12 protein-coding genes are annotated in these 11,154 nt (G+C 41.3%); 3 read left to right on the forward strand and 9 right to left on the reverse strand.

The genetic code is table 11. The annotated features are described in order from the left end of the window. The 5 genes from JWQ85_RS08235 to JWQ85_RS08255 all read right to left on the reverse strand — a co-directional run. A partial coding sequence (locus tag JWQ85_RS08235) for a hypothetical protein (protein WP_299466719.1) occupies window positions 1-311 on the reverse strand: 311 nt, incomplete at its 3' end. A gap of 85 nt (window positions 312-396) precedes the next feature. Beyond that, window positions 397-1,920: a GH3 auxin-responsive promoter family protein gene (locus JWQ85_RS08240; RefSeq protein ID WP_299466722.1), complete on the reverse strand. Its 1,524-nt coding sequence runs from the start codon at window positions 1,918-1,920 to the stop codon at window positions 397-399. A gap of 101 nt (window positions 1,921-2,021) precedes the next feature. Then, window positions 2,022-2,762: an LPS export ABC transporter ATP-binding protein gene (gene lptB / locus JWQ85_RS08245; protein WP_256540271.1), complete on the reverse strand. Its 741-nt coding sequence runs from the start codon at window positions 2,760-2,762 to the stop codon at window positions 2,022-2,024. Window positions 2,763-2,845: 83 nt separating this feature from the next. Next, window positions 2,846-4,543: a single-stranded-DNA-specific exonuclease RecJ gene (gene recJ / locus JWQ85_RS08250; protein WP_299466725.1), complete on the reverse strand. Its 1,698-nt coding sequence runs from the start codon at window positions 4,541-4,543 to the stop codon at window positions 2,846-2,848. A 91-nt stretch (window positions 4,544-4,634) separates the two neighbouring features. Beyond that, window positions 4,635-4,853, reverse strand: coding sequence for a hypothetical protein (locus tag JWQ85_RS08255; RefSeq protein WP_299466728.1), 219 nt, complete (start codon window positions 4,851-4,853; stop codon window positions 4,635-4,637). A 113-nt stretch (window positions 4,854-4,966) separates the two neighbouring features. Between JWQ85_RS08255 and JWQ85_RS08260 the strand changes: the two genes are divergently transcribed. From JWQ85_RS08260 to JWQ85_RS08270, 3 genes are all read left to right on the forward strand, one after another. Continuing rightward, window positions 4,967-5,554: a TetR/AcrR family transcriptional regulator gene (locus tag JWQ85_RS08260; RefSeq protein ID WP_299466731.1), complete on the forward strand. Its 588-nt coding sequence runs from the start codon at window positions 4,967-4,969 to the stop codon at window positions 5,552-5,554. A 67-nt stretch (window positions 5,555-5,621) separates the two neighbouring features. Next, a complete protein-coding gene (locus JWQ85_RS08265) occupies window positions 5,622-6,086 on the forward strand; it encodes a hypothetical protein (protein WP_299466734.1) in 465 nt (154 codons plus the stop codon). 11 nt (window positions 6,087-6,097) lie between these two features. After that, on the forward strand, window positions 6,098-6,409 hold the full coding sequence (locus JWQ85_RS08270; RefSeq protein WP_299466737.1) for a DUF3817 domain-containing protein: 312 nt from the start codon (window positions 6,098-6,100) through the stop codon (window positions 6,407-6,409). Between the two features lie 18 nt (window positions 6,410-6,427). Here JWQ85_RS08270 and JWQ85_RS08275 read toward each other — a convergent pair whose 3' ends face one another. The 4 genes from JWQ85_RS08275 to JWQ85_RS08290 form a co-directional block, all read right to left on the reverse strand. Beyond that, entirely contained in the window at window positions 6,428-7,324 is an 897-nt protein-coding gene (locus tag JWQ85_RS08275; RefSeq protein WP_299466738.1) for a DUF4835 family protein, read from the reverse strand. After that, entirely contained in the window at window positions 7,321-8,523 is a 1,203-nt protein-coding gene (gene coaBC, locus JWQ85_RS08280) for a bifunctional phosphopantothenoylcysteine decarboxylase/phosphopantothenate--cysteine ligase CoaBC (protein ID WP_299466741.1), read from the reverse strand. Before coaBC ends, JWQ85_RS08275 begins: the two co-directional genes overlap by 4 nt. 96 nt (window positions 8,524-8,619) lie before the next feature. Continuing rightward, complete coding sequence (locus JWQ85_RS08285) at window positions 8,620-8,964, reverse strand: DNA-directed RNA polymerase subunit omega (protein ID WP_067056089.1); 345 nt, start codon at window positions 8,962-8,964, stop codon at window positions 8,620-8,622. Between the two features lie 17 nt (window positions 8,965-8,981). Then, entirely contained in the window at window positions 8,982-9,914 is a 933-nt protein-coding gene (locus tag JWQ85_RS08290; RefSeq protein WP_299466749.1) for an outer membrane protein assembly factor BamD, read from the reverse strand. Window positions 9,915-11,154: the final 1,240 nt, after the last annotated feature.

The raw sequence follows: 11,154 nt of genomic DNA on the forward strand, positions 1-11,154 counted from the left end.
ATTGCATCACGATAATCGGGGTTGGTAAATGTTATAGTGCCATATTTATAGCTCCTCTCTTCACCCATGACGGTTATACTAAAATTACCCCTCGTCTCCACTTTATTAGTGTCGGTTTTAACGTACCTGCTGTTTGTAGTAAATTGAAATTTGATTCTTTTTCCGTCAGGAGTAACTACAGTAGGACCGAACCCGCCTGATATTGATCTTAATTCCCAGGTCCCGTTAACCGATGGGATATAAGGTTTTATGTCTTTTTTACAAGAAGCAAGGCCTGCAATTAGCGCAACCATTAGTAAAGCTTTTTTCATTTGATTTAGATTATATAGCTATTACGAATGGCTGATGGAGAGTGATACAGAATGGATGATTAAATAATAGTTAAGATATTGTAAATTAATTATTTATTATTTCCGTCATCTTCAAAATAGCATCCACATATTCGCGGTTATTGGCTAAACGCGGTACTTTATGCTGACCGCCAATTTTACCCTTTTCTTTCATCCAGTTAAAGAAGGTATTCTGGGCTACAACCCGCACTAATGGGCGGCGAAGCGCCATATCCTTAAAGCGCTTAGCATCATAATCGGAGTTTACACGGCGCAGGGTTTCGTCAAGCAGGTCAACAAAACGTTCAAACTCTGCAGGGTGTTTTTCAAACTCTATCAGCCATTCGTGGGCGCCGCATTCTTTATCATTAAAATAAATAGGGGCAGCGGTATAATCGCGGATGATCGCGCCGGTTTGTGAGCAGGCTTCAGCTAACGCGCGTTCGGCATTATCTATGATGAGTTCTTCGCCAAAGGCATTTATAAAATGTTTGGTACGGCCGGTTATCTGGATCCGATAAGGTACCAGCGAAGTGAACCGGACAGTATCGCCTATTAAATATCGCCATAAACCGGCGTTGGTTGTGATAATAAGAGCATAGTTCTTATTTAATTCAACCTCATCCAGCGTAAGTGTTTTCGGGTTTTCCTGATGCAGGTTTTCTATCGGTAAAAACTCATAGAAAATGCCGTAATCAAGCATTAAAAGCATATCGCCTGGTTCTTCCAGATCTTGTATCCCAAAGAAACCTTCAGATGCATTGTAGGTTTCCAGGTAGTACATATCATCGTTAGGGATCAGCTTTCTAAACTGTTCGCGGTAGGGAGTGAAGTTTACCGCGCCGTGGAAATATAGTTCCAGATTAGGCCAAACTTCCAGCAGATTCTTTTTACCGGTAATTTCCAGGATGCGTTTAAATAGGAGGATATTCCATGTAGGTACGCCGCTTATGCTGGTTACATTTACATCCTTAGTGGCATAAGCCATCTTCTCAATTTTCTCCTCGAAGTTTTCCAACAGGGCGATATCCAGGTGCGGGGTACGATAAAACTCGGCCCAAAGAGGCAGATTCTTCATGATCACCGCAGATAGATCGCCGAAAAAGGTATCGGCATTTAACTGCCCAACCTGGTGGCTGCCGCCAAGTGTTAAACTTTTACCTGTAAAAATGCGGGCATTAGGCCGGTTATTGAAGTAAAGGGTAAGCATATCCTTGCCACCTTTAAAGTGGCATTCTTCTAACGATTCCTCACTTACAGGGATAAATTTACTGCGATCGCTGGTGGTGCCCGATGATTTGGCGAACCACCTAATCTCTGACGGCCAAAGCACATTTTGCTCGCCTTTTAGCATGCGCTCTATATATGGCTTTAATGTATCGTAAGTTTGAATAGGTACGCGCTCCTTAAATTGGGCCAGGTTCTCGATGCTTTTATAACCGTATTTTTTACCCCATTCGGTGTTTTCGGCACCTGCAACCAATTGCTCAAACCACTCCTCCTGTACCTCATTAGGGTATTTCATAAAAAGCTCTATCTGGTGGATACGCTTTTTCATAAACCAGGTAAATACAGAGTTAATGATGGTCATACTTTGGCTTATAGTTCATGGCTTATGGTTCATGGTTGATAGTTCATGATTTGCTATGAACCATGAACTATTTGCTATGAACACTATCTCAAATATATGAGTTACTGGGCAAATGTTTTTCTTTTTAACACAAAATTTGCGCCCAAGTAAACCTTACGCACCATTTCGTTAGCAGCCAATACCTCCGGCACACCCGATTCCAGGATCTTACCTTCAAAAAGCAGGTATGCACGATCTGTAATGGATAGGGTTTCCTGCACGTTGTGGTCGGTAATAAGGATACCTATATTGCGGTGCCTAAGCTTGGCAACCATGGCCTGGATCTCTTCTACCGCAATAGGGTCAACACCGGCAAATGGTTCATCCAGCAGGATAAAGTTTGGTTCGGCGGCAAGGGCGCGGGCAATTTCGGTACGGCGGCGTTCACCACCCGATAGCAGGTCACCACGGTTGCGGCGTACTTTGTGCAGGCTGAACTCGTCAATCAATTCCTCCAGTTTATCCTTTTGTTTGTCCTTGCTCATTTTGCCCATTTCCAGCACGGCTTTGATATTATCTTCAACAGAAAGCTTACGAAAAACCGATGCTTCCTGCGCCAGGTAGCCAATCCCTTTTTGGGCGCGGCGATACATTGGGTCGCCTGTTATATCTTCATCCTCTAAATATATCTTGCCTTCATTGGGTTTTATTAAACCTACTATCATGTAGAATGAAGTAGTTTTACCGGCGCCATTCGGCCCAAGTAAACCTACAATTTCGCCCTGCGCTACGTTGAAAGTTACATCGTTTACAACGGTACGCTGCTTATATTTTTTTACTAAATGTTCTGCTCGTAATATCATTAATTCAAAATTCAAAAGTTAAAATTCAAAATGGTTTGGAGTCTAAGCTTATTGCTTTTGACTTTTTAATTTTGACCTTTTACTTAAATGCGTATTGCTTTTATATTTAATTGTATACTGCGTTGTTCGCGCCATACATTTTCTTCAATGGTATAACAAACATCAAAAGGTACTCCCTGTTTTAATTGAGGCAGTAAGTCGGCCTGGTTAAAAGCTATACAGCTAAACGCTGCCGAACCCGGTTGCATGATAAACATTTTAACGTGATTGCCGCCAACCAAACCCGCATTACCGCTAACATACACATTTTTGCTGAGGAATACCGGCGACATGTTCTCCGGTCCGAATGGCGCGAATTGGCTCAGGATCCTGAAAAATTTGGAATCGATATCCGCTAATTCTATCTCGGCCTCGATGCTTACCTGCTGTATTAATTGCTCATCGGTAATGGTAGCGCCTACCACTTCTTCAAATTTTTCTATAAATGCCGGTACATTTTCTGCATGCATAGTTAAGCCAGCCGCGTATTTATGGCCGCCAAATTGTATCAGCAGATCGCTGCAGCCGCAAAGGGCTTCGTAAAGGTCGTATCCTAAAACAGAGCGCGCCGAACCTGCCACATGCCCGTTTGATTGGGTAAGCACCACGGTAGGGCGATAATACTTTTCGGTTAACCGCGATGCTACGATACCGATAACCCCTTTATGCCAGTCTTTATTAAAAACCACGGTAGATTTTCGGGCTATCATCACCGCGTCGTTATCTATCATGCTTAAAGCCTCATCGGTAATTTGCAAATCGTGGCCTTTGCGCTCAGTGTTGCGAATGTTGATCATGTCGCCTTTTTCTTTGGCGGCATCTTCGTGGCAGGCTATTAAAAGCTCAACCGCGTGTTTGGCGTCGTCGATCCTTCCTGCTGCATTAATGCGCGGGCCTAATAAAAACACCACATCGCTTATAGTATAGGTGGTGCCTCTGCCCGCAACTTGCATTAACGTTTTCACTCCGATACATGGGTTCTCATTTATCTTTTGCAAACCAAGGTGAGCAAGTACACGGTTCTCGCCGGTGATATGCACAATATCGCAGGCTATGCTGATGGCCACCAGGTCGAAGTATTCGGCAACGCCTTCAAAAGGCAGGTCGTGTTTATCTGAATAAGCCTGTATCAGTTTAAAACCAATGCCACAGCCCGAAAGTTCTTTAAAAGGGTATGCACAATCGGCACGTTTGGGATCAAGCACGGCTACTGCTGCAGGTAATTGCTCGCCGGGCAAGTGGTGATCACAAATAATGAAATCGACACCCAAAGTATTGGCGTAAGCAATTTTATCAACGGATTTTATCCCGCAATCCAAAGCGATAATTAAACCGAAGTCATTGGCGGCGGCATAGTCAATGCCCGCGGTAGATATGCCGTAGCCTTCCTTATATCTATCAGGAATATAATACGCTATGTTTTTATGATATTTTTCAAAGAAACTGTAAACCAAAGCTACAGATGTAGTACCATCCACATCGTAATCGCCGTAAACTAAAACCTTTTCGTCATTGGCAATTGCCTGTTCAATTCGATCGATCGCTTTTTCCATATCCTGCATCAGGAAAGGATCGTGAAGGTGTAGATGGGTAGGGCGGAAGAAGTATTTGGCTTCCTCGAAATTTTTGATGCCACGGTGCACAAGCAGCGTGGCCAGAACCGGGTTTATGTTAAGTCCTGCAGCCAATTCCTGTACTATAACCGTATCTGCTGCATCTTTTAACACCCACCGTTTGTTCATAAATATTCTATCGCTTAAAAAGAGTAAAGATAGCTAATGGTTGATAAAACGCAGATGCAATGTTTAAATTTTAACTGACAAAAGAAATTTGCTAAACAGCATCATCATCCATGTATTTTTGATCGGTGCTGCTTTCCTGCGGAGGCTGTTCATCTACACCTAATTTACGGGCTATCTTAAGCAGGATGTCATATTGTAACCGTTGATATTCTAAGTTTTGATCTATGCGGAAGATCCACCGTGTAAGTAGCGCACAAATTAAAAACACAAGAGAAAATCCAACAATGTAAATTGCAATAAACACAGCCATGATGCAGGTAGTTTAGGTTAATAATAAGTTGAATATAAGGAAGATTTGTTTATTATTAGGAAGCTGTATTTATTTCTATTATGTTTGTTTAACATACTAATTAGTATTTAAAAATGTCGAAAGCTGCCAATACCCGTACTATGATCCTGACCAAAGCCTTCGAGCTTATTTATAAGCAGGGCTACCAGGCTACCAGTATCGATAATATTTTGGCAACTACACAAGTAACCAAAGGCGCTTTTTTTTATCATTTTAAGAATAAGGACGAGATGGGCCTGGCTATGATCAACGAGATCATTTATCCCGGTATGTATGCTACGCTCGTAAAACCATTGCTCGATTCAAAAGACCCGATAAACGAGATCCACGAAATGATGCGGAATGTATTGTTGAAAGTCCCGTTCCTGCGTGCTAAGTATGGTTGCCCTGCGGTGAATTTAATAGAAGAAATGTCGCCACTGAATGAGGATTTTAAAATAGCCCTTTTAAAACTTACCGACCAGTGGCAGGATGCCATCAAAGAAAGCATTAACCAGGGTAAAGCATCAAAAGAGATTCGCGCCGATGTAAACCCCGGATATGTTGCCTGTTTTGTTGTTGCCGGGTATAGCGGTATTCGTAATATGGGTAAAGCGGCAGGCTCATCCTGCTATAACATTTATCTTCAGGAACTAAAGAATTATCTGAAACAATTAGCCTGATATATTTTTTAAATAATAACATACTAAACGGTATGTTGTATGTAACTTTGCATCATATTATATACTGATGTTAGATACATTACTATTTTTTCATTCCCTGGTACGATGGGCGGTGCTTGGAAACTTGCTATACTCTATCTATCGTGCTTATAATGGTTATTACAGTAAACAAGCTTTTACCAAAGGAGACGACAAGCTACGCCACTGGACTGCCACAACTGCACATATTCAATTGATGCTTGGGATTATATTATACACGCAAAGCCCAAACGCCAGGTTCTCCTTTCATGCTACCGGCCCGGGCGGGCAAATAACACAGCCTTTCTTTTTCGGTGTGCTGCACTTATTGCTAATGACATCAGCTATCGTGATCATCACTATTGGCTCGGCAATGGCTAAACGCAAACCTACCGATAGGGAGAAATACAAAACCATGCTGATATGGTTCGGTATCGCATTGCTCATTATAATTATAGCTATACCATGGCCGTTTTCGCCATTAGCGCAACGGCCGTATCTGCATTCTTTTTAATCATTATTAATATGAAACAACTATTATCTACAAACATCGGCCGGTTGCGTATCATCGGTTTTTTGGAAGGTATTTCGCTATTGGTACTTCTATTTATAGCCGTACCCATAAAGTATATGGGGCATGATCCGACTGTTGTTAAGGCCATAGGCCCAATACACGGCGCACTGTTTCTACTATTTATTGTGAATACTATAAGTGTTGGGGTAGAGCAGAAATGGCAATTTAAAACCAAAGGTAAAGTGTTGTTGGCCTGCATCATCCCGTTCGGAACATTTTATGTAGACAGAAAGATATTGCGTGAGGTTAGTATCAAAGCTTAGTTGAATAGCACATCCCTGTTACTTACCTTTTAATGCCTGATATTTTCCACCATTGGCAGGGTCGGCCAGTGAAAGTGTATTCATAGCCTGCATCCTGTCTTGCGGTGAAGCGTTACTAAATATGGATACAAACTCGGCATTCTTAGCGGTGAAAAATGCCAGCGGGAAATACGAGCCCAAACGTTTACGATCTACCTGGCTTAGTACAGGTAATATACTGCTGATGTACTTACGGCCCTTGCTGGGGTTATCGGCCATAATATCTAAACCATTGCGGTGATAATTGTAAATAAATTCGCGCAGGTTGTTGTATAGTTTATTGTTCAGGTTTTCTATCAGCCAGTAACGGTTAAGGTTATTATCAAAGCCTTTCCAGCCTTTAAAAGACGTTGTTTGGGCGTTTATGGAAATGTTTTGGGCATTTAAAAAGTAAGGTGTGCCACCATATTTCGAGAATGAATCATAGTCCATACCCACAATAATGTAAGCGTAAAACGCCATTACCGCGCTTAAGTTACTTTGAAAATTCTGGTCGCTGTAGTCAATAGTTTGCCCCTCGGAATAGGTAAAGTCAAAATCTTTGTCGTTAATATTAAGCAGGGTAGTGCCATAAGTAGAGTTAAACACCGGCCTCGACGATTGTACCTGCAGCTCGCCGCTAAAATTGCTGCTGCCATCCCAGGCGGTAATATTCAGTACAAAGTTACAGTCTATACGTTCCTGGGGCGCAATTACATCAGCGCTCCATTTGCGGCCATTCAAAAAATCTTTCATGGCGGTTTCCAGGGTTTGCAAAGCGCGCTTGTTGGTAACCTGTATTTTTGGCGCAACAACCTTTACGCGTGCATTCAAATCTTGTGCCTGTGCAATGCAGCAGGTAAAAAACAACACGGCAAAAGTTATATATCTCTTCATTTTTTTAGCAGTTCAATTAGCTTAATACAAATATCATGTGCCACCTCGGTCTTATTCTTTAGTTCGAAGGTGGTTTTATGAAGGTCGCGGTCTATCAAAGTTACCTTATTGGTATCATTCTTAAACCCGGCCCCGGCATCATTCAACGAATTTAACACAATTAAATCCAAGTTTTTCTTTTGCAGTTTTTCAATAGCGTATTGCTCTTCATTATTGGTCTCTAAAGCAAAGCCAACCAGTATTTGTCCATCACGCTTCTGCTGACCAAGGGTTTTTAATATGTCGGTAGTTTTCTTTAGTTCAATGTTCAGGCCATCATCCTGCTTCTTTATTTTTTGTGTCGATACCGTGGCGGGAGTATAATCGGCAACGGCGGCGCACATCACACAGGCGTTAGCAACAGGGAAGTGTTCTAAACATTGCTTCAGCATATCTGCCGCGCTGGTAATGTTTATCCGTTTTATGCTCTGGTATTTACTCACCTGGGCTGTGGGCCCTGCAATTAAAGTAACATCCGCACCCAGCGAAGCCAGCTCATCTGCCAGTGCAAATCCCATTTTACCCGATGAATGATTGCCTATAAAACGTACCGGGTCAATAGCCTCATAAGTAGGGCCGGCGGTAACCAGTATCTTTTGTTTGTATAAAGGAAGCTTCTTTTTAATATCATCCGACAGGAAAGCTACAATCTCCTCAGGTTCAGCCATACGGCCTTCACCATGCAGCCCGCTGGCTAATTCGCCACTCCCGGGAGGGATCAGTACATTCCCAAAGCCTTGCAAATCCACAATGTTCTGCTGAGTAGTTTCATGCTTCCACATATCCAGGTCCATAGCGGGGGCAAAGTACACCGGGCATTTTGCCGATAGGTATACCGCCGTAAGTAGGTTATCAACCAAACCGCTGGCCATTTTAGCCATAGTGTTAGCGCTTGCCGGTGCTATGATCATAGCATCGCCCCAAAGGCCAAGTTCCACATGGTTATTCCACTCGCCGGTTTCGGGCTTAAAGTATTCGGAGTAAACCGGTCTTTTAGATAGGGTAGATAATGTAAGCGGAGTAATAAAGTTGGTAGCATCGGGTGTCATCACCACCTGCACATGGGCGCCGGCTTTAACCAGCAGCCTAACCAACGTTGCCGATTTATAAGCCGCTATACTGCCACAAACCCCTAAAATAATTTTCTTACCCTCAAGCATGGTGTTAAAGTAAAAAATAAAAAGTCAAAATTCAAAAACAGGTATGATCCACGTTTTTTGAATTTTGACTTTTAACTTTTGAATTAAGCGAAGCGCTTACAATTCCCTTGCTTCTTTAGCCGGGTTGCGGTAGTATATTTTGTTGTCTAAAAATTCCTGAACGGCTACCAAAGTAGGTTTAGGTAACTTTTCGTAGTATTTAGATATTTCAATCTGTTCGCGGTTTTCAAAAACCTCTTCCAGGTTATCATTTGCCGATGCAAATTCTGAAAGTTTTTGGTGTAACTCTTCTTTTATGTTGTTTGATATCTGGTTTGCCCTTTTTGACATAATTACCAACGACTCATATATATTGTCGGTTTTCACATCCAGTTCACGCAGGTCACGGGTAACTGTGCTGCTTGCTACAGCTGGCTTGTTAGTTGGGTTGTTAACGTTCATGTCTTTTTTACTTATTATTAATATGGTATTTTCTGATTATCTCTATCCTTAATTGACGGCGGTTGGCCGGTATTAGTAGTATCTTTTTTAGCAATTTTTTCAGCTGCTTTTGGGTTAACAGCCGCTTCGGCTAATACTCTTTTAGCATGTTCTATTCCTTGTTGGCTGTCTTTTTTATAGTCAGTTGCATCCCTTAAAAATTTACTTGTAGGGTACTTCTCTATAAACTGGTCGGCGTATGATATTGTCTGGTCAAAACGTTCTTGCTGTTTCCTGTCCATACTCACCTTTGCATATTCATACTGCGCACGTATAGTTAAAAACTCCAGTTCCTCGGCATATTTAGTATCAGGGTAATCGCGCAGCGTATTGTTAAACGCAATAACTGCCGATTGGTAATCGCCAATAGTTAAATATAACTTAGCGTTAGCGTACGATTTTTGCTCCAGCTTATCGCGCAGGTTCTGTATCAGTTTACTTGCCTCGGTAACACGGTCGCTTTTTGGGTAAAGGTTAATAAACAACTGTAACGACTCTATCGCTTTGGTAGTATTCTCCTGATCTAACGAGTAGATAGGCGAATCCAGGTAAAAGCAATAAGCAGCTATAAAGCGGCACTCCTCGGCCCTTGGGCTCGATGGATAAGTATCGGCAAACGTTTTAAAGTGGAACCTGGCCGAAGTATAATCCTTAAGCTTATAGTTAGTATAAGCGTAATAGTAAAAAAGGTCCTCAGCTTCGGCACGACCGCGGTAACGGGTTACAAGGTCATCAAATAAACCTAAAGCCTTCGAGTAATCTTTCTTATTATAAAACTTAACAGCTTCCTGGTATTTTTTCGCGTTATCGTTACTCGCTTTTAACTTTTCGTATTTGCTTTTACAACTGCTAAGCGTAACAATAAACAGGAACATTACGCTTGATAATATGAGTAGTTGTTTTTTAAACATTTTGCAAAGATAGTTGAATATTATAAATCAATCAATTATTTATTTAGAGGACGAATATATAACGACGAAATCGCACCTTATATATATAGTGTAGGTATTTAACATCTTTTAACGTTGTGGTGGGAAAAGACACTGGTTTGAGCGATGGATTAATGGCGATTTCAAACCAAGCCTATATATACTATATAGTAGCATGTTTATATAGTATATAATAGGTGCTGGTTTAGGATGCATATCGTATGTATATAAGTATGCGTTTTGGGCAGTATATTATATAGCATGTAAGTGCGCGGTTTGGGTAGTGTATTATATAGGCAGCATAATAGTATATATAGGATGAAGTTTTACATAGTATATAATAGGATAGGTATGTGGTTTGGTTTATATATGTAGGATATGATTATTTTACATAGTATAATAGAGTAGGTATGTGGTTTAGGCTTTATATAGTATATATAAGATAAGATTAATGTATATAACGTATATAGTAGGGCGTTGCCTGGCGGCCGGGCTTTCTGCTCATACTGCACAGGCCTTAGCCACGGGCCGGTATCCGCTGCAATCCCTAACGCGGAATTGCCAGAACCGGGATTTGTGGGATTTATACGATTCATGGGATTTCCTCTTTTCTTCTTGTCAGCAAAACGGCTTCGGGCTAAAGCAGGCAGAACGATGGGGCCTTCGGCGGCAATAAGCGGGCTATACTACATACTATAACCCTTAATTTATGATTATGGTGAAGCTTTGATTGCTGATATCAATATATTTCACCCTGATTGCCGTTGTATTTAGTGCATATTATAGTGTTGATCTGCCCTTTGAGCTATATGCATCCCTTCGTTCAATAATAATCAAAAACTATTTTCAGGCACAAATACTATCAAAATCCGGCTTAAAGTACTATTAAACCACATTCGCTTAAAATATCCTGCATTTTTTCTGCTTCATTTTCAGCGTGTTAAAACTACACTATCAGTAATTCCTTCAAACCATTTGCACAAGTTAAATTTGTGCGTACCTTTGCAGCCCGCAAACGAAATAGCGGGACGTTCTCTGAAAGTATAGCAACTGAAAATATTAAAAATAAAGTTTGCAAATTCAACAAAGGTTATTACCTTTGCAGCCCGCAAAAGAGGTAACGAAAATGCGGTTGTGAATTGAAAAAGCGGCTTGAAAAAATAAAAAAATAAAGTTTGCAAATTCAGAAAAGGTTTCTACCTTTGCAATCCCAAAACGAGGG

The sequence above is a fragment of the Mucilaginibacter sp. genome (genome assembly GCF_028288105.1).
In the GTDB taxonomy this organism is placed as follows: Bacteria; Bacteroidota; Bacteroidia; order Sphingobacteriales; family Sphingobacteriaceae; genus Mucilaginibacter.